The organism is Telluria sp. RT2P19 (assembly GCF_059685725.1).
Genome location: NZ_JCASIL010000013.1, coordinates 169,728 through 192,214 on the forward strand (window position 1 = coordinate 169,728; position 22,487 = coordinate 192,214).

Consider the following 22,487-nt stretch of genomic DNA (forward strand, 5'->3'; position numbering starts at 1 on the left):
TTCCCTAGCCGGCGCCGTGGCCCTCGTCGGCGCGCCGCAGCCACAGGCTGCTGGCCCAGCCTTCGACCTGCTTTCCATCGACCGTGGCCCGGACCTGCCACCAGTCCCCGTCGCGCCGGCCGGTCGCTTCCACCCGCGCGCCCGCCGGCATCACCAATAAACGCTCGGCGCCGACGCCACCGGCGACGCGCAGGTTGAGCGCATCGTGGGCGCGATAGCGTGCGCCGGCTACCGGCAGGTCGGTCCCGGTCGCATCCTGCGCCCGGGCGGTCTGCACCGGCGGCGCGACCGCTGCTGGATTCCGTGCCGGGTTCCCGATAAGAGCCAGCAACAGCGTCCCGCCGGCGGCCGTTCCGAGTCCAAGGAGGCCGAGGGCGCGCGCAGTTGGCCGCCGCCACCAGGCGCGCGGCGTCAGCCAGGCGCAGGCGCACAGGGTCAGCACCAGGGCGCCGCCGTAGGCCGCCCCTTGATGGAGGGAGAGCATCGTCGTCCTCAGGCGTCGAAGCGCAGCACGTAGTGGCCGGCCACCAGGTGCTGGCCCGACGGGATGACATAGGGCTGCTCTGGCGTCGCGGCCTCGATCTGGGCCACCAGGGCCAGCTCTTCGTCCAGGTGGTACAGCGCCTGGGTCGGCGACAGGCGCGCCACGCGCAGGCCGTCGCCGGAGGCTTCCCAGCTGAAGGCGTTGCGCGACAGGCCGAGACGGTCTGCGCTGGCGCCTGGACCGCCATCACCCTGGCGTACGAACTGCGGCGTGTCGAGCACGCGCAAAGCGCCCAGCGAGGGCATGCCGCGTCCGAATGTCAGGCGCGTGCCAGCTGCCGCCGGCTGCGATGGTCCCTCGGGCAGCACCAGCAGCGCGCTATAGCGCTCGGCCAGTAGCTGCTGGACCGCCAGCAGGCGGATGCAGGCGTTGTCCAATGGAGAAAACTGCGACGGCACGGCGATGCGCTGGCGCCCGGCCGGGGTGATCGCATGCAGCTCGTCGGCGTCGTCGACCGCGAAATGGATGACGTTGTCCTTGCCCGGCGCGCTGGGCAGCAGCTGGGCGTTCAGGCCGACCTCCAGCGCCTGGGCGCCGGTCTCGCGGTAGCGGCTCAGGCGCGGCAGGGCCAATCCGGCCAGCGTGATGCGGTGGCGGGCCACCGGGGCATAGGTGGCGTCGAGCTCGGACACCGGCGCCGCCTTCGCCGTCGGTGCGGTCGCGGCCAGCGGCATCGCGGTCAGGTCGGCGGCGGGCGGCGTCACGGTGCGCGCCTTCCACACGGCCGGGCTGCGCTGCGGCGGGACGCTCGGTGCAATGGGATTCGCGCCGGGCGCCGGCTGCGGGCGGACCCCGGCGCCGGCGTTGGTGCGGCTGATCTTGAGCAGGAGGCGTTGGGCACTGGCGCCCTTGCCGCGCAAGACGTAGTAGCCGTTGGCGGCGTCGAAGCGGCATTCGAAACTGTCCTTGGGCCGCACCTGCAATTCGAGCAGGGCGTCCGGGCCGTCGTTGACCAGGAGCAGGCCACCTTCGGGGCCGAACGGCCAGCCGGGCACTGCGAAGGTAGCGTTGGCCGCGTCCAGGCCGACCAGGGTCAGGCGCTGATTCGGATAGATGACGCACACCGGTTGCCAGATCGCGCTGTCGCGCGAGGCGGTCACCGTGTACTGGACCTGTTCGCCCGGCGCCGGCAAATAGACTGCGTGGCCGAACTTGACCTGCACCTCGCCCGGATCGAGGTCGTCGCTGCCGAGCACGTGGTAACGCACTTCGTCGCCGCCGAGCAGGTCGCCGAAATCCTTCTGGTGCAGCGCGGCCAGCGACTGCGCCAGGTCGCGCACGCGGGCGCCGCGGGTCAGGTGGCGGTCGTCGTCGACCTCGTCCTGCGGCAGCACCAGGGTCACGTGCGAGAAGCAGCGGGTGGCGGCGCGTCCGCGCTGCTCGCGCGGGGAGCGCTCGAGCAGGTCGCGCAGCAGCGGACGGCGCGCGAACAGCGCGAGACCAGGCGCCTGCCACAAGGCGTCGGCATTGAACACGTCCTGGACCTTGCCTAGGACTTCGTGTTGGACGTAGACCGGCATGATGGATTCTCCTCGTTGAATTGGGTGCTCGCCATGCCGAACGCTAGCAGGGGGCAGATGAAAAACAGCAGGTGCGAGCCGCCCGCGGACAGGAAGCTCATGGGCTGGCCCATGATCGGGAACATGGCAAGGTTGGTGCCCCAGGACAGCAGCAGGTGGCCGGCGATGAAGGCCGCGCCACCGCACAGGGCGAAGCACTGGAAGCGGCCGACCCAGGCGCGCCGGAAGTCGTTGGCGCCGTTGGCGCTGCGCCAGGCGGCGGTGGCGCAGCGCAGCAGCGCGGCCAGGAACAGCGCCTGCAGGGTCCACAAGGCCAGGCCCGCGGCCAGGCCGTGGCGGTGCAGCAGGAACGAGGGCGCGAAGTCGTCCTGGATGGCGGGGATCGCCAGGGCCTCGCCGGCCGCGCCGCCAAGCGCAGACATGCCAAGCAGCTTGTCGGCGCCGAACCAGCCGCCCTGGGCGACGGCGCGGCCGCCTTGCAGCATTTGCTGGCCGGTGTGCGGATGGATGGTCGGCTCGCTCCAGACCTGGAAGCGCTCGGGGTAGAAACCAATGGCGCCGAGCAGGTCGCCGCCGGCGCGCAGCGCTACCCCGCCCGCCACCAGCAGGCAGAGCGCAATGGCCACCGAGGCCAGCGCCGCGCGCCGTCCGCGGCTGGCGCACCAGGCCAGCAGCATCGCGCCGCTCCACACCAGCAGCAGCACCAGCGGCGAATAATCGTCGACCCGCACCAGCGCCGCCGCGAGCAGGAACACGAACAGCAGCACCGGCGCCGCCATGCGCAGCCAGAAACGCCAGTCGCGCCGTCCATGGGCCGCGCCGCCGGCGGCCAGGGCGAGGCAGTGCGCGCTCAGGGCGGCCAGGGCGAACTTGGCGAACTCGAAAGGCTGAAGGTCGAACACGCCGGTCTCGCTGCCGACGCACACCTGCAGCAGCAGGCCGCCCAGCGCGAGCGCGGCGAACAGCAGCAGCACCCGCTCGGTGGCCGGGCGCGACACGGCGCCCTGGGCGAAGCACGACAACAGCAGCAAGGCGCCCGGCAGGCCGACGCCGAGCAGCGCGGTGGTGTTCTGGAAGTGGCGCAGCCAGGCGGTGTCGTTCGCCCCCAGGCCCATTTCGAGCTGCACCAGCAGGCCGGCGCCGAGCAGCAGCACGGCGCTGGAGGTTAGCAGGGCGGGGCGGCGCGGGTACAGCAGGGTGAGCCAGAGCGTGGCCCATCCCAGCAGCAGCGAGATGGCGGCGCCGGGCGCGCCGGCGCTGCGCTGGGTGACCAGGAGCAGCGTGGCGCAGGACGCGAGCAGCGCCGCCGCCAGCGGACGCACCAGGTGCATGCGCGCGCCGCGCTGGCGCAGCCTCGGTGCGATCAATGCGAGGGCGGCCAGCAGGACGAGTCCCGCGCCGGCCCAGGCCAGCGGCGGTGGGGAAGGCAGGGCGAGGAAGTCGCGCCGGTCCCAGCGCCAGGTTACGGCAATGGGGAGCTGGTTCGATGGCGCGGCCGACAGGGCGACCTGGCTCGACGGCGTCAGGCGCAGGGTGGCGCCGTTCTGGACCAGCGTGAACAGGGTGCGCCCGACGGCGAAGGCATCCACGCCGGCGAGCGGCAGTTCGCGCTGGGCGGCGTCTTCCCAGCGGGCCCCGTGCGCGACCAGCACCGGCTGGGCGCCGCGCGCCGACAGGACGATGCGTCCGTCATCCTGGCGCAGCAACAGGGCGCTACCGGGTTCGATCGCGGCGGCGGCGATGCGGTTGCCGCAGTAGAGCAGGCCGCCCAGGCCCAGGGGACGGGCCAGGCTCGCGGCCTGTGGCAGCCAGCGATTCCAGGCCGCCACGGCGCGTGTCGACAGGGCGGTATCCGGGCAGGCCGGCTGCGGCTGGCCGTCGCGCCGGACGGTGGCGCCATCGTAGTCCCAGGCCTGTTCGCCGTCGTGCAGGGTGACGCGGCCCTGCTCGGCGGCGACCACCTGCAGTTGCAGGGCGCCGGCCTGGATCCGCTGGCCGGCGGCGAGCGGCAGATCGCTGCTGCGCTCGCGTTGGTCGCCGCGGCGCAGCACGACCGGCTGCCGTGGTTCGGCGTTACGCAGCAGCCAGGCGCCGCTGGCGTCGCGGCGCAGCACGAGCTGGCGCGGCGCGGCGCGCGGGGCGCCCAGTTCCTGGCGGCCCAGCATGATCGATTCGCCGGGAGCAAGGGTCACCGCGATCCCGGCCGGCGTCCACGCGGCCGGCGCCTTCATCAGGGCCAGCAACTGGACGGCGCACAGCAGCGCGAGCAGGGTGCAGGCCAGGCCGGCGCCGAACGACGGGCGGCTCACGCCGCGCTCCGCAGCGTTGCGGCGTCCAGGGCGGCGACGGTGTCCGCCAGACGGCGGCTGATGTCGAGCGCGTGGCGCGGGCGCTCGGCGGGGCGCTCGGCCACCAGGGTGCGCAGCAACGCCAGGCCAGGAGCGGCGGCAGGGCCCAGGCGGTTGGCGAACAGCGCCGCTTCGTCCGGCTGCAGCACGGGAGGCGGGGCCTGGCGTTCGGCCAGCAAGGTGGCGGCGGCGTCGCGGCCGTGCGCCTGCCACGCCTGGCCGCAGGCGCTGCTATAGCGCAGCAGGCGGCCGCACACCAGGAAGTAGAGCAGGGCGCCGAGGGCGAAGTAATCGGTGCGCGCCTCGGTAGCGTAGCCTTCGGTGTCCGGGAAGAATTGCTCCGGCGCCTGCCAGTTGGCGGTGCCGGCATAGGTGTGGGCGCGCAGGTCGTCGAGGCGGCGGTTGGTGCCGAAATCGGCCAGCTTGACGCTGTCCGTCGCGCCGTCGCGCAGCAGGTTGCCGGGCTTGAGGTCGAGATAGCGCCAGCCGCTGGCATGCACCTTGGCCAGCGCCTGGTTGACCTGGCCGACCCAGGCCAGCGCGCGCTGTGGGGCGATCGTGCGTCCGTGGGCGGCTTCCTGGCCCAGATATCCGGCCAGGTCGCCATCGAGCAGTTCGAGCGCCAGCGCCGGCATGCCGGCGTGTTCGCCGCTGTCGAGCAGGCGCACGATGTGGCGACCGTCCCACGGAGCCAGGCCGCGCAGGAAGGCGATCTCGGTGCTGGCGCTGGCGATCCAGCGCGCGCGCAGGCCAGATGGGGCGCGCCCCATCTGTTCCAGGTTGACCAGCTTGAGGGCAACGCAGCCGTTGGCGTGCAGGCTGTCCGCGCGCCAGACGACGCCATAGGCCGAACCGGCCAGCGCCTCGCGCAAGCGGTACTGGCCGCCGGCCAGCGAGATGACGGTGCCTGCCTCGTACATGGTGTCCCCCGAACCTGGCGCATGGCGCCGATGCGGGGGACTAGCGGAGGGGAGCGGAAAACAGGGGAGGGGCGGCTGCGCTGCCGGGGCGGTGATGGATGGCTGCGAGATCAGCCGGCGTGATCATGCAGCAGAAGACGATTCAAGCGCCGGCAGCAGGGCCGCCGACGCGTCGATTGATCAGCGGCCGTAGCCGTGTCCGCGACGGTCGTCGCGATCCCAGCGGTCATGACGGTCGTGGCGGTCGTGGCGGTCCCAGCCGCGGCCGCGCTGCTCGACGTAAACCGGACGGGGCTGCACGTACACCGGGCGGGGCTGGACGTAGACCGGACGCGATTGCACATACACCGGGCGCGGTTGCACATAGACCGGGCGTGGCTGCACGTAGACCGGCTGCGACTGGTAATAGCCGTTGTTGTAGCCATTGTGATGGCCGTAGTGGCGGCGGTCGTCGCGGGTATTGATGGAGTTGCCCACCGCCGCGCCGATCACGCCGCCGGCGACGGCGCCGCCAGTACCGCCGACCGTGTGGCCGACCACGGCGCCGAGCACCGCGCCAACGGCCGTGTTCGTACCACGATCACCGGCCATTGCCGCCGGCGATACCGCGACCGCGGCCAGCAGCACAGCACCAAGGGTTGTCGATTTCAACATGGTTTTTCCTCGTACCCTGGCGAAGATCGGGATGATCACTGCGACACCGGGTATGGGATGTACTATATTCCTGGCCGCGAATTGTTCCATCCGTTAATACAGATTTTTACAACTGCATCTCAGCCGGTAACATTCCGCCTTGCAAGCGACAAGGGCCGCCCCATCTAGGCACGACCACCATCATCCGATCCCCGCCATGCGCCCGAGCCGTAGCTTCATCGTTGTCCTGTCCCTGCTGGTCTTGTTGCTGGTCTATATCGGCATGCGCCTGCTGCCCGATCTTGGATTCGGAATGGTTGGCAATGGCGTCGGCGTTCTTTCGCTGGGGGTGCTCGGCGCGCTGGTGCCGGTGGGCCTGATGTCGTCCACGCTGCGCCGGCGGCGCTGGTCCAACCTGGTCGCCTGGCTCGGCCTGCTGTCAATGGGCCTGTTCTCGTCGCTGCTGGTCACCACCCTGCTGCGCGACGCGATCCTGCTGGTGCTGCTGCCCTTCGGCGTGGTGACGCCGGCGCTCACCCATGGCAGCGCGCTCGCCGTGCCGCTGGTAGCGCTGGCCGTGACCGTGGTCGGCTACATCAATGCGCGGCGAGTGGCGCGGGTGGTGAGGGTCGACGTGCCGATCCGCGGTTTACCTCTCGCCCTGGATGGCTACGCCATCGCCCAGATCTCGGACATCCACGTCGGCCCCACCATCAAGCGGCCCTACCTGAATGCCATCGTCAACAGGGTCAACGCGCTTGGCGCGGACGCCATCGCCGTCACCGGCGACCTGGTCGACGGCAGCGTGCAGCGCCTTGCCATGCATACCGAACCGCTGGCGCGCCTGAAGGCAAGCGATGGGGTGTTCTTTGTGACCGGCAACCATGAATATTATTCCGGCGCGCTGGAGTGGATCGCCGAGGTACGGCGCCTGGGCCTGACGGTATTGATGAACGAGCATGTGGTGCGCCGGCGCGGCGATGCCGCCGTCATGATCGCCGGCGTGGCGGACTATAGCGCCCACCATTTCCACCCCGAGCACAAGAGCGACCCGCAGCGCGCCGCCCATGGCGCGCCGCCGGACGTCGGGGTGAAGGTCCTGCTGGCGCACCAGCCGCGCAGCGCATCCGAGGCGGCTGCCGCCGGCTTCGACCTGCAACTGTCGGGCCACACCCATGGCGGCCAGTTCTTCCCGTGGAACCTGTTCGTGCCGCTGCAGCAACCGTTTGTCGCTGGGCTCAACCGCGTGCGCGATATGTGGGTGTACACCAGCCGCGGCACCGGTTACTGGGGGCCGCCGAAGCGTTTCGGGGCGCCGTCCGAGATAACGCTGCTGCGTCTGGTTCAGGCCTGAGCAGCCAGTCAGGACACCGATGTTCGCTTGTATGTACGGCAATAAAATGCCAGCGAAAAGTTGCCGGATGCGCTATCGTTTGAATCCTTTTGAACTAGCAAGGATTCCCCGCATGAAACGCAGTCTCCGCCATCTCCCCGTCATGGGCGTCATCGCCGCCGCGCTGCTGGCTGGTCCCGCCCTGGCCGCCAGCCCCGGCAACGATCCGGCCGCGCTTGCCAAGATCCGCGACACGGCGATGAGCAGCGACTACGCCTGGCAGCGCACGCAAGACATGACCGACCTGATCGGTCCGCGCCTGTCCGGCTCGGCCGGAGCGGCGGCGGCGGTCACCCAGGTGGCCGAGGCCATGCGCCAGCTTGGCGCCAGGGTGACCTTGCAGCCGGTAAAGGTGCCGCACTGGGTGCGCGGCATCGAGACCGGTGAGCTGGTCGACTACACGGGCCGTCCGCAGGGCGTGACCCAGCGTGTGGTGCTGGCCGCGCTGGGCGGTTCGGGCGCGACCCCGGTCGAGGGCCTGGTGGCACCGGTGCTGGTCTTGAACAGCTTTGACGAACTGAAGACGCGCGCCGCCGAGGTAAAGGGCAAGATCGTGCTGTTCGACGTGCCCTTCGACCAGCACATGGCCGACCGCGGCCTGGCCGGTCACGCTTACGGACAGGGCTCGGCCTACCGCCGCAACGGCCCGCGCATGGCGGCCGAGCTCGGCGCCGTCGGCGCACTGGTGCGTTCGGTCGGCGGCGCGGCTTATCGCCTGCCGCACACGGGTTCATCGGGCCTGCTCGAGAATGCACGGATCCCGGCCGCCGCCGTGACGGCGGAGGATTCGATGTTGATGGCGCGCCTCGCCAAGCGCGGCCCGCTGAGCATGAAGCTGGTGCTGACGCCGCAAAACCTGCCCGATGCCGACAGTTTCAATGTGATTGCCGACCTGCCGGGCACCGACAAGCCGGACGAGATCGTGATCGTCTCGGGCCACCTCGATTCCTGGGACCTGTCGCCGGGCGCGCACGACGATGCCGCGGCCGTCGCCAGTGCAATGGCCGTGCTCGACGTGCTGAAAAAGCTCGACTACAAGCCGCGCCGCACCATCCGCTTCATTGCCTGGATGAACGAAGAGAACGGCCAGCGCGGGGCGAGCACCTACCTGGCCGCCGAACAGGCGAAAGCGGCCAAGCACTTCGGCGCCATCGAAAGCGATAACGGTGTCGGCCGACCCTTCGGCTTGCGCGCCAGCGTGACGCCGCAGTCGGTCAAGCTGTTCGCGCCGCTGCAAGCGGCACTGCAGCCGATCGGCGCCAATGTGTTCCAGCGCCAGGACGTGCTGGCCACTGGAGATCTGGCGGGGCTGGAGCGCGCAGGCGTGCCCAGCTTCGCGCCGATCGTCGATACCTCGAGCTATTTCGACTACCACCACACGCCGGCCGACACCCTGGACAAGGTCGATCCCGACATCCTGCGCCGTCATGTGGCGCTGATGACCGCGACCGCCTGGTACCTGGCCAATATGGAGCAGGAGATCGGCCGCTCCAGCGTGCCGAAGCCCTGAACCGGGCGCCCCTCGCGGCCTGTTCAGGCCGCCGTGTTGATCCGCCGTATCGCGCGTGCGTGGCCGCGGTACGGCCGGCCATAGATCGTCTGGATGCCGCTCGCGAAATTCTGGCCCCAGACCAGCTGCGCGCGTGTGGCATGCGGCTCGCTCGACCAATACCAGTTGCGCTCGAATGACTCGCGCAGGTTCGCGAACAGCAGGGCCAGTTCGCGCCGTGTCGGCAGCGCCCCCCCAAGGCTGCTGGCCCAGTCGACGGCGGTAGGCCAGCTGACATCGGCAGAATCGCCTGGCAACAAGACCAGGTGGTAGTCGGGTTCGTCTTTGCCCAAGATGAGACCGGCGTATTCTTCGCCATCTTGCAGCATCGCCCGGATTTGCATGTATTCGCCCATTGGATTCACCTCGCGCGTTAAGTAGCAGGGATATGACTGCCGAGCGCAGCGTTTGGTTTCGTCGGGGATTCGATCTAGATCATGCTCGCGTTCGATTTGAGAGAGAAAATTTTTTTTGTAAATTTGATACCGTGTGGAAAAGTTTCCCGCACGATTGAACTTAAGAAGTTTCCTTCACTCAAAAAGCTACACCATGCATCTTTAGGAAGGAATCCCCGATGACAACCCCTGTAACTTTCGCTTCGTCATTCCGTCGCAAGGCCGCGCTCTGCTGCAGCGCCGCCTTCCTGCTCACCGCCTGTGGCGGCGCTACTGACGACCTCGACAGCCACGAGCCGCAGCCGGCGATGACGGCCGGCGAGATCATCGAAGCGCCGGGCACGGTGAGCACGGCTGCGGTCGACGGCGCTCGGCACGCTGCAGCATCACTTGCGCTGGAGAGCGCCACGCCCGCTGCCGCAGCACTGGCAGCCGACAGCGCCGCCGCGCCAGTCGCACCTGCCATCGAGCCGGCGCCGTCGCACAAGGCCCCCACTGGCGCCGAAGCGGCCGCGGCGACCGCCGGTGACGGCGTCCCCACGAACGAATTCAGTCTCAGCGGTTATCAGGACGCCTCCGCTGCGGCGCCGTCCGACGTTGCCACCCAGGGCGCGGCGGCGACATCCAGCGCCGACGGCCAGTAAGCCACCCCCAGCTTCATTCTGCGTCGGAACCACGCCAGTGCCTTCGACGCCTGCCGAGGGCCAGCGTATCACGCTGGTTCGGCACGCACGGCGCCCAGGCCGTGCCTGGAACCGGGCCTACGCACTTTCATTGCGCGCAGCGCTCGAGCCGTGTTGACTGCATGGTATCGATACCGGCGCCGTACACCATCATAGAAGCAGCCACGTCCATCACCTTGCGTCGACCATCCGATGCGACAGCGCGGTGGGCTCGGCGATCGGTGTCGTTACCTATGGCAAGGGCGCCAAGGGCGACGTGATCGGCAACGTCGGGCACGACACCTGCAACATCAGGTCGGAACAGCTGTTCGCCGGCTATTTCCGCGCCGCCGCAAGCCCAAGCGACAACTGGCGGCAAGCATGCGGTCGTCGGCTGCGGTGTCGTGACCTTCGCACCGGTGACGGGCGCTGACGAAAAAGGACACGCGGCAGCGCCATTGACCTCGGCGCTTCCAGGACCGAGCAGCACGACGCACGACAACGGGCGCATATGCCCCGGCGACACCCCGGATCCGGCGCGGGTCTGCTTCCAGATCAATTCTTTCCACTGTCCCTGGTGGCTCACGCAGGCGCCGCGCCTGCATTGCAACTGATTTCCCATGAGAAATTTCCCTTGAAAATCTAATACTGCTAGAAAAATTTCCTAAAAAAAGTTGAACTTAGGAAGTTTCCAGCGCTCAAAGGGTGACATTGTTTAATTTGGGTAAGTCACATTCATGCACGCTTTCGCTTTCGCTTCCGCTTCGACCCGTATCAGCCTGACCTCCGCCGCAGCCGCCGTTGTCCTGCTGGCTTCGGCCATATCGGCCAACGCTGCAACCGTTCCGGCTACGCCGAACAATTTCTATGTCTCGCCGAACGGCTCGGACACCGCGGCCGGCAGCAAGGCCGCGCCGTTCAAGACCCTGGCACGCGCCGCCAAGGCCGTCACCAGGGCCGGCACCACCGTCTTCGTGGCGCCCGGCACCTATGCCGGGGGCATCAAGACGACCGCCAGCGGTACGGCAAGCAGCCGCATCTACTGGGTCTCGACCACTAAGTGGGGCGCCAAGATCGTCCCGCCGGCGAAGTCGACCAACAACAGCGCCTGGGATAACCGTGGCAACTACGTCAGCATCGTCGGCTTCGATGTCGACGGCAGCAAGCTCGGCAGCGGCACGAAATGGGTGCACGGTATCTATACCGGCGGTTCGTACAACGTCATCGAAGGCAACCGCGTGCATCACATGGCGACGACCATCCCATGCAATAGCGCGGGCGGATCGGCGATCGGTGTCGACAGCTACTACAAGGGCGTCAAGGGCGACGTGATCGGCAACGTCGTGCACGACATCGGCCCGGCCGGCTGCACCTACGTCCAGGGCATCTATCACAGCACTTCGGGCACGATCAAGAACAACGTGGTCTACCGCGTGGGCTCGGCCGCGATCCACCTGTGGCACGACGCGACCGATATCCAGATCGTCAACAATACGGTGAGCTCGTCGGTGTTCGGCATCATCGTGGGCGGGGGTGACTTCTACTTCACGAAGGCTGGCGCCAACAATGTCCACGTGCACAACAACATCGTGTACGACAACAAGTACGGCATCTCGGAGCAGGGCACGACGGGCAAGGGCAACACCTACAGGAACAATCTGGTGACGAAGAACACGACCTACAACTTCCAGTTGCGTAACGGCCTGACCCATACGGGCACCATCAGCTCGGAACCGCTGTTCGCCGGCTACTCGCGCACCGCCGCCAGCCCGGACTACAGGCTGTCGGCCAGCTCGCCGGCAGTCGGTCGCGGTCTGGCGACGTACGCGCCGAAGACCGATATCGACGGCAAGGCACGTGGCGGCAGCATCGACCTGGGCGCCTACCAGCACTAAGCAACACCTCCGCAGCACCAGGCAGTACCCCGAAGTACCGACCCGGACCAAAGCCAGCCCCGGCCAGCTTCATCCGGCGTCACCCGCGCCAGCGCCAGCTGGCGATCTCGTGGACGGGTGCATACGCCCCGTTCGCTCCGACACATCAGGAGAAGCCCACGCCACGCGTGGACCGCCGCGCCCAGCGCGTGGCCCCTCCATTGCCCGGTCTTTTTTCCGGACTAGAAGGAACACCTCAGATGAAAAGCAGCACCATGATCGCCTCGAACCTCCGCACCAACCTCACCCGTGTCGCAGCGGCCGCCGCCGTCGTGCTGGCCGCCGGCGCATCGGCCCAGGCCGCCAACGTCCCGCAAGGCGCAGCGCCGACCGCGGCGGCCTCCACCCAGGTGCAATTGCGCCAGCTGTACCTGACCCTGCTCGGCCGTGAGCCGGACGCGGGCGGCCTGCAGTACTGGACCGAAGCGGTGAACCGCGGTTACAGCCTGGCGAATGTCGAAGCGCAGATCAAGAGCAGCCCCGAGTACGCCAAGCGCAATCCGGGTCCTGTTACCAGCCCGGGCACGAGCACGATCCCGGCTACGCCGAACAATTTCTATGTCTCGCCGAACGGCTCGGACACCGCGGCCGGCAGCAAGGGCGCGCCGTTCAAGACCCTGGCGCGCGCCGCCAAGGCCGTCACCAGGGCCGGCACCACCGTCTTCGTGGCGCCCGGCACCTATGCCGGGGGCATCAAGACGACCGCCAACGGTACGGCAAGCAGCCGCATCTACTGGGTCTCGACCACCAAGTGGGGCGCCAAGATCGTCCCGCCGGCGAAGTCGACCAACAACAGCGCCTGGGATAACCGCGGCAACTACGTCAGCATCGTCGGCTTCGATGTCGACGGCAGCAAGCTCGGCAGCGGCACGAAATGGGTGCACGGTATCTATACCGGTGGTTCGTACAACGTCATCGAAGGCAACCGCGTGCATCACATGGCGACGACCATCCCATGCAATAGCGCGGGCGGTTCGGCGATCGGTGTCGACAGCTACTACAAGGGCGTCAAGGGCGACGTGATCGGCAACGTCGTGCACGACATCGGCCCGGCCGGCTGCACCTACGTCCAGGGCATCTATCACAGCACTTCGGGCACGATCAAGAACAACGTGGTCTACCGCGTGGGCTCGGCCGCGATCCACCTGTGGCACGACGCGACCGATATCCAGATCGTCAACAACACGGTGAGCTCGTCGGTGTTCGGCATCATCGTGGGCGGGGGTGACTTCTACTTCACGAAGGCTGGCGCCAACAATGTCCACGTGCACAACAACATCGTGTACGACAACAAGTACGGCATCTCGGAGCAGGGCACGACGGGCAAGGGCAACACCTACAGGAACAATCTGGTGACGAAGAACACGACCTACAACTTCCAGTTGCGTAACGGCCTGACCCATACGGGCACCATCAGCTCGGAACCGCTGTTCGCCGGCTACTCGCGCACCGCCGCCAGCCCGGACTACAGGCTGTCGGCCAGCTCGCCGGCAGTCGGTCGCGGTCTGGCGACGTACGCGCCGAAGACCGATATCGACGGCAAGGCACGTGGCGGCAGCATCGACCTGGGCGCCTACCAGCGTTAATTGGTCAGTGGTGATGGCGGCCTAGCCGCCGATGTGAACGCCCCGGATGCAGCCGCAGCCGGGGCGTTGTTCATTCAGCCTCGTGATCGACCGGCTGCGCTACTTCCGGCCCGCCCAGTCCGGCACGGTTCACCAGCGTACTGACAGCATGCCACTCGAAAGCATCCGAGGGCAGGGCAGCGCGGCGCGCGAAGTCCAGTGCTTCGTCGCTGGACAGCGCCGGGTCGAGCCAGGTCTCGGCGTCGCGCGCGTCCAGCACCACCGGCCGCCGGTCGTGGACGTCGAGCATGCCGCCCGTGGCGTCGTCGGTCACCAGCACGAAACCGGCCTCGGCGCGGTTTTCGGTGAAGGTGCCGAAATTGGCGAGGGCCAGCATGAACAGTGGCGCACCGTCCTTGCGGTGAATATGCCAGGGCTGTTTATGGCCTTTCTCGCCTGTCCATTCATACCAGCCCTCGGCCGGCACCAGCGCCCGGCCCGACTTGAGCAGGCCGCGCCAGTAGCGGTTGGCAAGCTTGTCCAGGCGCGCGTTGATCGTCACCGGCACCTTGCCCTTGGCCCAGCGCGCCTGGTAGCTCCAGTACACGTCGTCCACGCGCCGCTGGCCGTCCTGGATATGCAGCACGGGCCGGTAGGTGCCGGGCGGCACGTTATAGGCCGGCGCCGATTCGCTGTCATAGACGGCGTCGAACCAGCCGATGGCGCTGGCATAGTTGCGAGCCGTTTGGCTCTGGTCAAATCGTCCACACATGATCGGATCTTAGCGCAAGCCGTCCGAATGCAGCACCCGGCTGGCGCGCATGCGTGCGGCGGTTGGTCGCACCGTCGCGCGGTGGTATGCTCCGGGATAATAGAATTGACAAGGAGCAGGTATGGCAGCAGGCTGGTGGACCGTATTGAAGACCGTCCCATGGAGCGAGGTGATCAGCCACGCGCCCCAGGTGGCGAATGGCGCGCGCCGATTGTGGGACACGGTCAATCGCAGGCCTGGCGCGGTGGACGCCGCTACTGGATTGACACCCGAGATGGCCGCGCAGGAAGACGATATCATCGGCCTCCTGATCGCGCGTTCCGAACAGAACGACGCGGAGCTCAACGATTTGCGTAACCAGATGCGCGCTGCCTCCGAACTGATTGCCAACCTGGCCGACCAGAACGCGCAACTGATCGCCAAGATGGACGTGCAGCGTCAGAAGATCACCTGGCTCGGCGTCACCACCGTCCTGTCCGCGCTGCTGGCCGTGGTCGCCCTGATCCTCGTTGCGGTACGCACCTGAATGAAACTGGTACTGATCTGCGCGACCCTGTTCATCTTCATTTCGATGCTGTTGAACGGGGCGCGCCGGCGCGGCAAGCTCAATGAACACGCCAACCGCGCCGTGACGGGCCTGGCCAATTCGATGCGCATCTTCGTGTTCGGCCTGCTGTTCTTCGTGGCGATCGTCTGCGTGGCGATGGCCTGGCACATGCTGCAAAGCCCGTCTTGACGGCGGCGGCGTGGTGGACGCCGCCATCCTGGCTGACGCCCGCCATCAAGCCGACAGCGGCATCTTCTCGATCAGTTTGTCGAGCGTGATCGGGTAGTCGCGCACGCGTACGCCGGTGGCGTTGTAGACCGCGTTCGCAACCGCCGCCGCGACCCCGCAGATCCCGAGTTCGCCGACGCCCTTGGCCTTCATTGGCGAGGACAGTTCGTCCGCCTCGTCCAGGAAGATCACTTCCTGGTGCGGGATGTCGGCATGCACCGGCACCTCGTAGGTGGCCAGGTCGTGGTTGGCGAAGAAGCCGATGCGCTTATCCACCACCAGGTGCTCCATCAGCGCGCCGCCCACGCCCATCGTCATGGCGCCGATCACCTGGCTGCGCGCCTGCTTGGGATTGAGGATACGGCCGGCGGCGCACACGGCCAGCATGCGCCGCACCCGCGTTTCGCCGGTGACGGAGTCGACCGCCACTTCGGCGAAGTGGGCGCCGAAGGTGGACAGCTGGTTCTTCTTGTCCAGGCCACCGCTGAACTCGATCGTGTCCTCGACCACGAGTTCGCCGCCCGCCGCCGCTTGCGCCAGCGGCAGGCTGCGTCCGCCCGCGCGCACGGCGCCATCCACGAACTCGGCCTCGCGTTCATTGACGCCGAGCCTGGCGGCGACCTGTTCGCGCAACTTGGCGCAGGCCGCGTACACGCCCGAGGTCGAACTGTTTGCGCCCCACTGGCCGCCCGAGCCGGCGGACGTCGGGAAGCTGGAATCGCCCAGGCGCACTTCGACCCGCTCGAGCGGCACGCCCAGCATCTCGGCGGCGGTCTGGCCGATGATGGTGTAGCTGCCGGTGCCGATATCGGTCATGTCGGTTTCGACGATGACCTTGCCGTCGCCGGTGAGCCGCACCCGCGCCGCCGATTTCATCACCGGGCTGTTGCGGAACGCCGAGGCCACGCCGTAGCCGATCAGCCAGCGGCCTTCGCGGGTCTGGCCCGGCTTTGGATTACGCTTGTTCCAGCCGAACTTGTCGGCACCCATGCGCATGCATTCGATGAAGCGGCGCTCCGAAAACTTGCGGATCGGCTTTTCGGGATCGACCTTGGTGTCGTTCAGAATGCGGAACTGGACCGGATCGATGTTCAGCTTTTCGGCCATCTCGTCGATCGCCACTTCGAGCGCCATCATCCCCGGCGCCTCGCCCGGTGCGCGCATCGCATTTCCTTCCGGCAAATCGAGCACGGTCACGCGGGTCGTCGTCATGCGGTCGGCGCCGGCGTACAGCAGGCGGGTCTGCTGGGTCGCGACTTCCGAACTGCCCTTGGGCAGATTGCCGTTCCAGGATTCATGACCGATGGCCACGATGCGGCCGTCGCGCCCGGCGCCGATCCGGATGCGCTGGATAGTGGCCGGGCGGTGGGTGGTGTTGTTGAAGATGAGGTGACGGTGCAGCGCCACCTTGACCGGCCGCTTGGCCGCGCGCGCACCCAGCGAGGCGAGCAGGGCGTCGGCGCGCAGGAACAGCTTGGCGCCGAAACCGCCGCCGACATAGGGCGAGATCACCCGCACCTTCTCTTGCGGGATGTTGAGCGTCTTGGACAGGTCCGTGACGCACCAGTTGATCATCTGGTTCGAGGTCCATACCGTCAACTGATCGCCTTCCCAGACGGCGGTGGAGGCGTGCGGCTCCATCATCGCGTGCGACTGGTCGGGCGTCGTGTAGGTGGCGTCGAGCTTCACCGGCGCGGTGTCGAAGCCGCGCTGGAAGTTACCGGCTTTCGAGTCGGCCGGATCGGATTCCCAGTCGGGCTTGACGGCCTTGTCCTTTTCGGCCGCGAGGTCGAATCGGCCTTTTTCTTCGACGTACTTGACCCGCACCAGGCTGGCGGCGGCGCGCGCCTGCTCGAAGGTCTCGGCCACGACCAGCGCGACGGCCTGGTGGTAGTGCTCGATCCTCGGGCCGGCCAGCAGGTGGGCGATGTTCATGTCGCCCTTGCCCAGCTTGCCGGCGTTGGCGGCCGTGACGACGGCCAGCACGCCGGGCGCGCGGCGCGCGGCCTCGGTGTCGACCGCGGCGATGCGGCCCTTGGCGATGCTGGAGCCCACCACGAAACCGTGGGCGGCGTTGGGGACTTCCTTGTGGTGCTCGTAGGCGTAAGGCGCCGTGCCGCTGCACTTGAGCGGGCCGTCGATGCGGTCGAGCGGCTTGCCGATGTAGCGCAGGCGGTCGATGGGATTGGCGGTGGCGGGAGTGGTGAATTTCATGGGATCAGCCTTTCTTCGCTGCGTTCATCGCTTCCGCGAGGGTGCGGTGTACCAGGGCTACCTTGAACGCGTTGTCCTCGGTGGTACGGGCGCCGGCCATGAGTCGGTCGGCGACGGCCTTGGCGCCCTGCGCCATCTGGCGTTCGGCTTCTTCGACCCGCCACGGCTTGTGGGCGACGCCGCCAACCGCGACGCGGCCGCTGCCGTCGGCCTGGATCACCGTGGCGACCGACACCAAAGCAAAAGCATAGGAGGCGCGGTCGCGCACTTTGCGGTAGGCGTGCACGCCGCCCAGCGGCTTCGGTAGTTTGACGGAGGTGATCAATTCGCCCGGTTCAAGGACGGTCTCGATATGCGGCGTGTTGCCCGGCAGGCGGTGGAAGTCGGCGATCGGGATGCTGCGCATGCTGCCGTCGGCTTTGACGGTCTCGACCTCGGCGTCGAGCAGGCGCATGGCGATCGCCATATCGCTCGGATGGGTGGCGATGCAGGCTTCGCTGGCGCCGACCACGGCGTGGTGGCGGGTGAAGCCGCCGATGGCCGCGCAGCCGCTGCCCGGCTGGCGCTTGTTGCACTTCTGCGCCGTATCGTAGAAATAGGGGCAGCGGGTGCGTTGCAGCAGGTTGCCGGACGTCGTTGCCTTGTTGCGCAACTGGGTCGAGGCGCCGGCCAGCAGGGCGCGCGACAGCACGGCGTAATCCCTGCGCACGCGGGCGTCGGCGGCCAGATCGGTGTTGCGCACCAGCGCGCCCACGCGCAGGCCGTCGTCGCTGGTGGGTTCGATGCTGTCGAAACCGAGTCCGTTGACGTCGACCAGGGTGGTCGGGGTCTCGATCTCGAGCTTCATGAGGTCGAGCAGGTTGGTGCCGCCGGCGATGAAGCGGGCGTTGGGCGTGCGGGCGACCAGCTGGGCGGCCTGGGCCGCCGACGTGGCGCGCTGGTAGGTGAATGCCTTCATGCCTTGACCCCTCCTACTTCGGTGATCGCATCGATGATGTTCGAGTAGGCGCCACAGCGGCAGATATTGCCGCTCAGCCGCTCGCGGATTTCCTCGACCGAGAGCAAGGGTTTGGCGTTCAGGTCGGCGGTGACGTGGCTCGGGATGCCCTGGCGGATTTCCTCGAGCACGGACACGCTGGAACAGATCTGCCCGGGGGTACAGTAGCCGCACTGGTAGCCGTCGTGCTTGATGAAGGCGGCCTGCATCGGGTGCAGCTTGTCGGGCGTACCGAGGCCCTCGATGGTGGTGATGTTGGCGCCTTCGTGCATGACCGCCAGCGACAGGCAGGAGTTGATGCGGCGGCCGTCCATGATGACGGTGCAGGCGCCGCACTGGCCCTGGTCGCAGCCTTTCTTGGAGCCGGTCAGGTGTAGGTGCTCGCGCAGGGCGTCGAGCAGGCTGGTGCGGGTGTCGAGCTGCAGGGTGACCGGCTTGCCGTTGACGGTGAAGGTGACGCCGGTGGTGACCGGCTCCGGGGTGGTGCCGGCTTCGTTCGGCGCCTGGTTCGCGGCCGGCTGGGCGTTGGCGAGCGGCACGGCGGCGGTGGATGCTGACAGGGCGCCGGCGATCAACAGGTCGCGCCGGGTAAGCTTGACGTCGCTGAGTGGCTTCATGCTCGTGGCTTCCTTCTCTTGAGTGCGTTGCCCACGCCCGAGCTCGGCGTCATGACGTTGGCGCCGGTGGGTGTGGAAGGGCTTGCTGGGTTGTCGAATCGATTCTAAGTCAGCTGTCGGAAACGCCGCGTTCCCTTGAAACCTGAAGTTTCTGGCTGGCTGTAAATAACGGGACGTATGCAAGCGCTTGCGCGCCAGGCGCGAGCGATGCAGGCGCCCGCCGCGCGACGAGGCAGTCTGGCCGGCGCTGAACCGGGCCAGCGGTCTACTGCTGAACTACGTAGTCGCCCGGCGCCGGCGCCGTGTCCGGCATGGGCGCCGGCGGTGGCGCGTGCTTGCCAGCATGACGCGTCAGCCACTGATCCCATGCAGGTACCAACTACCCTGGACTTGCGGCACCCGTGCGAGCCAGCGGTCGGGATCGATATACGGATCGCCATGGCAATGCACAGCGACCTGGTAGCTAAGGTTCGGGCTGCGTGGCGGCGCGGCCATGCCGGCATTGTGGCCGCCGCTGGTGAGGATGAAGGTGATCCCGGCATCGGTCAGAGGGATGATCTTGTACACCGAGCGCCAGGGCGCGACATGGTCGGTGGCCATGCCAACCGCGCAGATGGGCATATCGATATCGCTCAATGAGACGGGTGTCCGTCCGCAAGGTAGCGCGAGCCGACCAGGCTGTTGCGCAGGAACAGGCGGTGCAGGTATTCGGAGTGCATACGGTAGGGCATGCGGGTGGCGGCCGCATTCGCGGACATTGGGTCGGTCTCTTGCACGGGCAGGTCGAGGAGGTAGTGGCGCAGACGCCGTTATCAGACCAGGTCGTTGGAGCGCGGCAGCTGGAAGGCGCCCGCCATCTGGGGCGTGTCGAGATAGCCTTGCTGCCACCTGGCGCGTGTCGAGACAACCCTGCTGCCACATGGCCGCTTCGAGGAAATTGACTTGGCTGTCGTCGATGAACAGCGACAGCTCTCCTGGCTCCGTAAAGTCGACCTGGGTCGCCAGCAGCGAGACGCTGGCCAGGCGCCGGTCGTGGTCGCGCGCCATGGCGGCGTCCGCGATCGCGGGCACGATGTGGCGCAGGCAATAGTCGGCAGCACAGATGTTGCTGGCGCCGGTCTGGCCTATCATGCTGGCGTCGAGCGCGGCAGAGACACCCAGCTGGCGATACTCGTCCATGGTCAGGTTGCGGTCATCGGCTTGCGGATTGTTCCAGGAGACCATCTAGACGGTGTGGCCGCGTTCCACCAGCTAGCGCACCAGCGAGTTGTGCGGCGACAGGTCGGGGATGTCGTACTTCATGATCCAGGCTGGCACGATCAGCAGGCGCCCCGTGCACGGCAGAGACCAGCAGATCATAGCGCAGCAGCGCGGCCAGCCGGTCCGCATCACCACTTGCCCGGCGTAATGGCGACGTGGTGGCCCGGTCGGTAGCTGACAACGCGCGGTTTGCCCGCGAGTAAGCCTGCACATCGCGCCAGGCGCGCACGCAGCATTGACCAGGTTCATGCCGCTGCTGGCCAGCACCGCCCGCCGCACGATAGAACTGGTGGTAACGACGTTGGAAGGCGCCACGCAATCGAGCATGTATCGCGCGCAACGGTCACGACATCGGCGCGGTGCGGCGCCACTCCGCGCACGGTGGAGATGGCGCGATACCACACCGCTGGCTCATCAGAAAGCCCTGGCTGAGCTGGTGCCAGGGCGAGGTGTCCCAGGCTGGATTGCTGAAACGCTTGTCCTGGGCCAGCGGACGCACGCGATCGGCCGCATTGCCGGCAGCAGCCATAAGAGATACCGTCGCCAGTGCTGCCAGCCGAGCGTGGCGTCGGTCACCAATTCGTGCCGCTGGTCGGGCGACATCATGAGGGCTGGCCCAGTCGAACCAGGCCGTGCCAAGCGCCCCCGGACAGAGACCGCCGGACATGCGCCGGAGCCAGGCTCACGGCACAGGTCGGCGTGGACATGGCCGCCGGCGGCGACCCGTGCATGCCGATGGGTGTCGCCGACCAGCGCTGCCTTCCCGGCGGGTGCTGCCTGCAGCGTCAGGACAGATGTCGGGCGCTATTGTGTATCTTGGGGGGAAAGCGCGTTCAGTGCGCGATCAGCAGCGGGGTCGCGCTGCCGGCCAGCAGCGCGCGAGTGACCCCGCCCAGGACGAACTCGCGGTAGCGGCTGTGGCCGAAAGCGCCGGCGACGAGCAACCCGGCATCGTGGTCACGCGTGACTTTCAGCAGGGCTTCCCCGGTGCTGCTGCGTGAGGTTTCTAGGACGACGTCGACCTTGACCCCATGACGCGCGAGGTGCAGCGCCATGTCGGCGCCGGGTTCCTCGCCGTGCATGTCGGCCATGGCGCCCGGATTGACCAGCGCGAGCTTGACGACGTCGGCCAGGCGCAGCAGCGGCAACGCGGCCGAGATCGCGCGGATCGCCTGCATGCTGCCATCCCAGCCGACAACGGCGGTGCCAGGCAGGGGCTGCTCTGTCCAGCCGGGTGGCACGACAAGCACCGGGCGCGCGCCATGCAGCGCGATGTATTCGGGCAGGCCGCGCACCTGGGCCGGGATGCCCGGTAAGGCGACCGACTCGGCGTCGCGGCTGACGATCACGAGGTCGGCATAGCGCGATTCGAGCAGTAGGGCATGGCGGGCGTCGTGCTCGAGCAGGCGCGTCTCGATACTGTTCACGCCCTGGCGCTGGACGGCGGTGCCGAATGCCTGCAGGCGTGCCTCGACGGCGTCGCGTAGCCCGTTGAAATCGGATTCGGGCATCATCGGCGCGCCCATCGAGCCGACCAGAAGCGAATAGTCGAACCAGGAAATGCCGGTGGCCGCGCTGCCGACGAGGTGGGCGTCGAAGGCATTGGCCAGCAGCGCGCCAGCGCGTAGACGCGCCCCCTGTTCGGGGCTGCCGTCGACGTGAACCACGATGGTCTTGTACATGCTCGTTCCTTTCTTTCCGGTAAAAGATGGACGCGGGCGGATGGGCGCGGTGCTGCCCTGTCCACTTGGAGTAACCGAAATCCACTTTATTCCCGAATTTGCTGCGTGTCAGGAACGTGCTTGATGTGAATCAAAAAATATAAGAAAGAAGAGGAATGAAGGGAAAGCGTTACCGCAAATGCGTACGACTTTTCTGACGCAACGATGCGGGAATAATTACCTCTTTTGGGCCTTGTGACTCAATGGCGCGCCCGCATACTAGTGTCTTTACCGGCGATGTGGTCGGTTCTCTTGTGTCTCCATCTCGGCCCTGCCGAGGACTTGGCCGTTGCCTGCCCCGTGCGGCAACGGCCTTTTTTTATCTTTGATCACCTGCTCGGCGCGAATGAGGCAGCCCTTCGTGCTTCCACTATCCTTATCATAATTCGGGTCATTCTTGTCGAATTGAACCGCCATTGTCCACGTGTCCTGCGCAAATTGCACCGCAGCTGAACATACAATTGTCCTTTTGTTGAACTGACGAAGGAGTCTGGATGCCCGTAGCTCTCATTGTCGAGCCACAGTTCATTGACGCGGCCGCGTTATCAACGGTAAGCGTCCAGCCATCCCACCTTCACGGCCGAATCAAGCTGGCGTAGAGTCCGCAAATGGCAGCAGCGAATCGATCTTACTGTTCGGGCAGGTCGGCAGTTTGTCGAGGGTGTCGG

22 protein-coding genes are annotated in these 22,487 nt (G+C 67.3%); 7 read left to right on the forward strand and 15 right to left on the reverse strand.

Translation table 11 applies throughout. The features are described 5' to 3' along the window. Positions 1 to 4: 4 nt before the first annotated feature. From AC56KW_RS17145 to AC56KW_RS17165, 5 genes are all read right to left on the reverse strand, one after another. Positions 5 to 484: an SH3 domain-containing protein gene (locus AC56KW_RS17145; RefSeq protein WP_497171881.1), complete on the reverse strand. Its 480-nt coding sequence runs from the start codon at positions 482 to 484 to the stop codon at positions 5 to 7. Between the two features lie 8 nt (positions 485 to 492). Next, a complete protein-coding gene (locus AC56KW_RS17150; protein WP_497171882.1) occupies positions 493 to 2,064 on the reverse strand; it encodes a hypothetical protein in 1,572 nt (523 codons plus the stop codon). Next, positions 2,034 to 4,373: an FtsW/RodA/SpoVE family cell cycle protein gene (locus AC56KW_RS17155; RefSeq protein WP_497171883.1), complete on the reverse strand. Its 2,340-nt coding sequence runs from the start codon at positions 4,371 to 4,373 to the stop codon at positions 2,034 to 2,036. Before AC56KW_RS17155 ends, AC56KW_RS17150 begins: the two co-directional genes overlap by 31 nt. Then, positions 4,370 to 5,332, reverse strand: coding sequence for a protein kinase domain-containing protein (locus AC56KW_RS17160; RefSeq protein WP_497171884.1), 963 nt, complete (start codon positions 5,330 to 5,332; stop codon positions 4,370 to 4,372). The genes AC56KW_RS17155 and AC56KW_RS17160 overlap by 4 nt, the downstream gene beginning before the upstream one ends. Before the next feature lie 180 nt (positions 5,333 to 5,512). Next, positions 5,513 to 5,986: a glycine zipper 2TM domain-containing protein gene (locus tag AC56KW_RS17165; protein ID WP_497171885.1), complete on the reverse strand. Its 474-nt coding sequence runs from the start codon at positions 5,984 to 5,986 to the stop codon at positions 5,513 to 5,515. A gap of 196 nt (positions 5,987 to 6,182) precedes the next feature. On the opposite strand from AC56KW_RS17165, the gene AC56KW_RS17170 reads away from it, so the two are divergent. Further along, positions 6,183 to 7,319 carry a metallophosphoesterase gene (locus tag AC56KW_RS17170; RefSeq protein ID WP_497171886.1) on the forward strand — a complete coding sequence of 379 codons (1,137 nt, stop codon included), beginning with the start codon at positions 6,183 to 6,185 and terminating at the stop codon, positions 7,317 to 7,319. 112 nt (positions 7,320 to 7,431) lie between these two features. After that, the gene (locus AC56KW_RS17175; protein WP_497171887.1) at positions 7,432 to 8,868 is read left to right on the forward strand and encodes a M20/M25/M40 family metallo-hydrolase; all 1,437 of its coding nucleotides are present in this window, start codon (positions 7,432 to 7,434) and stop codon (positions 8,866 to 8,868) included. A gap of 23 nt (positions 8,869 to 8,891) precedes the next feature. Here AC56KW_RS17175 and AC56KW_RS17180 read toward each other — a convergent pair whose 3' ends face one another. Then, the gene (locus AC56KW_RS17180) at positions 8,892 to 9,263 is read right to left on the reverse strand and encodes an Lcl C-terminal domain-containing protein (RefSeq protein WP_497171888.1); all 372 of its coding nucleotides are present in this window, start codon (positions 9,261 to 9,263) and stop codon (positions 8,892 to 8,894) included. Positions 9,264 to 9,481: 218 nt separating this feature from the next. Between AC56KW_RS17180 and AC56KW_RS17185 the strand changes: the two genes are divergently transcribed. Beyond that, the gene (locus AC56KW_RS17185; protein WP_497171889.1) at positions 9,482 to 9,946 is read left to right on the forward strand and encodes a hypothetical protein; all 465 of its coding nucleotides are present in this window, start codon (positions 9,482 to 9,484) and stop codon (positions 9,944 to 9,946) included. A 127-nt stretch (positions 9,947 to 10,073) separates the two neighbouring features. On the opposite strand, the gene AC56KW_RS17190 is transcribed toward AC56KW_RS17185, so the two are convergent. Continuing rightward, positions 10,074 to 10,586, reverse strand: a complete 513-nt coding sequence (locus AC56KW_RS17190) for a hypothetical protein (RefSeq protein WP_497171890.1) — start codon at positions 10,584 to 10,586, stop codon at positions 10,074 to 10,076. 115 nt (positions 10,587 to 10,701) lie between these two features. Between AC56KW_RS17190 and AC56KW_RS17195 the strand changes: the two genes are divergently transcribed. Together AC56KW_RS17195 and AC56KW_RS17200 are read left to right on the forward strand one after the other, a co-directional pair. Continuing rightward, positions 10,702 to 11,859, forward strand: coding sequence for a right-handed parallel beta-helix repeat-containing protein (locus tag AC56KW_RS17195; RefSeq protein ID WP_497171891.1), 1,158 nt, complete (start codon positions 10,702 to 10,704; stop codon positions 11,857 to 11,859). Between the two features lie 239 nt (positions 11,860 to 12,098). Next, entirely contained in the window at positions 12,099 to 13,484 is a 1,386-nt protein-coding gene (locus tag AC56KW_RS17200; protein WP_497171892.1) for a right-handed parallel beta-helix repeat-containing protein, read from the forward strand. Between the two features lie 70 nt (positions 13,485 to 13,554). On the opposite strand, the gene AC56KW_RS17205 is transcribed toward AC56KW_RS17200, so the two are convergent. Beyond that, positions 13,555 to 14,235: an SOS response-associated peptidase gene (locus AC56KW_RS17205; RefSeq protein ID WP_497171893.1), complete on the reverse strand. Its 681-nt coding sequence runs from the start codon at positions 14,233 to 14,235 to the stop codon at positions 13,555 to 13,557. 121 nt (positions 14,236 to 14,356) lie between these two features. Between AC56KW_RS17205 and AC56KW_RS17210 the strand changes: the two genes are divergently transcribed. Together AC56KW_RS17210 and AC56KW_RS17215 are read left to right on the forward strand one after the other, a co-directional pair. Beyond that, complete coding sequence (locus tag AC56KW_RS17210) at positions 14,357 to 14,761, forward strand: hypothetical protein (protein WP_497171894.1); 405 nt, start codon at positions 14,357 to 14,359, stop codon at positions 14,759 to 14,761. Beyond that, the gene (locus tag AC56KW_RS17215; protein WP_497171895.1) at positions 14,762 to 14,971 is read left to right on the forward strand and encodes a hypothetical protein; all 210 of its coding nucleotides are present in this window, start codon (positions 14,762 to 14,764) and stop codon (positions 14,969 to 14,971) included. It begins immediately after the preceding gene. A gap of 45 nt (positions 14,972 to 15,016) precedes the next feature. On the opposite strand, the gene paoC is transcribed toward AC56KW_RS17215, so the two are convergent. From paoC to AC56KW_RS17250, 7 genes are all read right to left on the reverse strand, one after another. Next, complete coding sequence (gene paoC / locus AC56KW_RS17220) at positions 15,017 to 17,224, reverse strand: aldehyde oxidoreductase molybdenum-binding subunit PaoC (RefSeq protein ID WP_497171896.1); 2,208 nt, start codon at positions 17,222 to 17,224, stop codon at positions 15,017 to 15,019. 4 nt (positions 17,225 to 17,228) lie between these two features. After that, on the reverse strand, positions 17,229 to 18,182 hold the full coding sequence (locus AC56KW_RS17225) for an FAD binding domain-containing protein (protein WP_497171897.1): 954 nt from the start codon (positions 18,180 to 18,182) through the stop codon (positions 17,229 to 17,231). Then, complete coding sequence (paoA, locus tag AC56KW_RS17230; RefSeq protein WP_497171898.1) at positions 18,179 to 18,838, reverse strand: aldehyde dehydrogenase iron-sulfur subunit PaoA; 660 nt, start codon at positions 18,836 to 18,838, stop codon at positions 18,179 to 18,181. The genes AC56KW_RS17225 and paoA overlap by 4 nt, the downstream gene beginning before the upstream one ends. Positions 18,839 to 19,189: 351 nt before the next feature. Beyond that, the gene (locus tag AC56KW_RS17235; protein ID WP_497171899.1) at positions 19,190 to 20,017 is read right to left on the reverse strand and encodes a hypothetical protein; all 828 of its coding nucleotides are present in this window, start codon (positions 20,015 to 20,017) and stop codon (positions 19,190 to 19,192) included. Positions 20,018 to 20,089: 72 nt separating this feature from the next. Beyond that, complete coding sequence (locus tag AC56KW_RS17240) at positions 20,090 to 20,425, reverse strand: hypothetical protein (protein WP_497171900.1); 336 nt, start codon at positions 20,423 to 20,425, stop codon at positions 20,090 to 20,092. Positions 20,426 to 20,441: 16 nt separating this feature from the next. After that, positions 20,442 to 20,627, reverse strand: a complete 186-nt coding sequence (locus AC56KW_RS17245) for a hypothetical protein (protein WP_497171901.1) — start codon at positions 20,625 to 20,627, stop codon at positions 20,442 to 20,444. 304 nt (positions 20,628 to 20,931) lie between these two features. After that, positions 20,932 to 21,780, reverse strand: a complete 849-nt coding sequence (locus AC56KW_RS17250) for a universal stress protein (RefSeq protein ID WP_497171902.1) — start codon at positions 21,778 to 21,780, stop codon at positions 20,932 to 20,934. Between the last annotated feature and the right edge of the window lie 707 nt (positions 21,781 to 22,487).

Excerpts from the sequence above, each read along its gene's own strand:
- AC56KW_RS17240 (WP_497171900.1), bottom strand. The coding sequence starts at position 20,425 with ATGCTCGATTGCGTGGCGCCTTCCAACGTCGTTACCACCAGTTCTATC.
- AC56KW_RS17215 (WP_497171895.1), top strand. The coding sequence starts at position 14,762 with ATGAAACTGGTACTGATCTGCGCGACCCTGTTCATCTTCATTTCGATG.
- AC56KW_RS17165 (WP_497171885.1), bottom strand. The coding sequence starts at position 5,986 with ATGTTGAAATCGACAACCCTTGGTGCTGTGCTGCTGGCCGCGGTCGCG.
- AC56KW_RS17225 (WP_497171897.1), bottom strand. The coding sequence starts at position 18,182 with ATGAAGGCATTCACCTACCAGCGCGCCACGTCGGCGGCCCAGGCCGCC.
- AC56KW_RS17200 (WP_497171892.1), top strand. The coding sequence starts at position 12,099 with ATGAAAAGCAGCACCATGATCGCCTCGAACCTCCGCACCAACCTCACC.
- AC56KW_RS17250 (WP_497171902.1), bottom strand. The coding sequence starts at position 21,780 with ATGTACAAGACCATCGTGGTTCACGTCGACGGCAGCCCCGAACAGGGG.
- AC56KW_RS17150 (WP_497171882.1), bottom strand. The coding sequence starts at position 2,064 with ATGCCGGTCTACGTCCAACACGAAGTCCTAGGCAAGGTCCAGGACGTG.
- AC56KW_RS17160 (WP_497171884.1), bottom strand. The coding sequence starts at position 5,332 with ATGTACGAGGCAGGCACCGTCATCTCGCTGGCCGGCGGCCAGTACCGC.
- AC56KW_RS17205 (WP_497171893.1), bottom strand. The coding sequence starts at position 14,235 with ATGTGTGGACGATTTGACCAGAGCCAAACGGCTCGCAACTATGCCAGC.
- paoA (WP_497171898.1), bottom strand. The coding sequence starts at position 18,838 with ATGAAGCCACTCAGCGACGTCAAGCTTACCCGGCGCGACCTGTTGATC.
- AC56KW_RS17175 (WP_497171887.1), top strand. The coding sequence starts at position 7,432 with ATGAAACGCAGTCTCCGCCATCTCCCCGTCATGGGCGTCATCGCCGCC.
- AC56KW_RS17195 (WP_497171891.1), top strand. The coding sequence starts at position 10,702 with ATGCACGCTTTCGCTTTCGCTTCCGCTTCGACCCGTATCAGCCTGACC.
- AC56KW_RS17190 (WP_497171890.1), bottom strand. The coding sequence starts at position 10,586 with ATGGGAAATCAGTTGCAATGCAGGCGCGGCGCCTGCGTGAGCCACCAG.
- AC56KW_RS17185 (WP_497171889.1), top strand. The coding sequence starts at position 9,482 with ATGACAACCCCTGTAACTTTCGCTTCGTCATTCCGTCGCAAGGCCGCG.
- AC56KW_RS17235 (WP_497171899.1), bottom strand. The coding sequence starts at position 20,017 with ATGGACGAGTATCGCCAGCTGGGTGTCTCTGCCGCGCTCGACGCCAGC.
- AC56KW_RS17145 (WP_497171881.1), bottom strand. The coding sequence starts at position 484 with ATGCTCTCCCTCCATCAAGGGGCGGCCTACGGCGGCGCCCTGGTGCTG.
- paoC (WP_497171896.1), bottom strand. The coding sequence starts at position 17,224 with ATGAAATTCACCACTCCCGCCACCGCCAATCCCATCGACCGCCTGCGC.
- AC56KW_RS17170 (WP_497171886.1), top strand. The coding sequence starts at position 6,183 with ATGCGCCCGAGCCGTAGCTTCATCGTTGTCCTGTCCCTGCTGGTCTTG.
- AC56KW_RS17210 (WP_497171894.1), top strand. The coding sequence starts at position 14,357 with ATGGCAGCAGGCTGGTGGACCGTATTGAAGACCGTCCCATGGAGCGAG.
- AC56KW_RS17180 (WP_497171888.1), bottom strand. The coding sequence starts at position 9,263 with ATGGGCGAATACATGCAAATCCGGGCGATGCTGCAAGATGGCGAAGAA.
- AC56KW_RS17245 (WP_497171901.1), bottom strand. The coding sequence starts at position 20,627 with ATGGCTGCTGCCGGCAATGCGGCCGATCGCGTGCGTCCGCTGGCCCAG.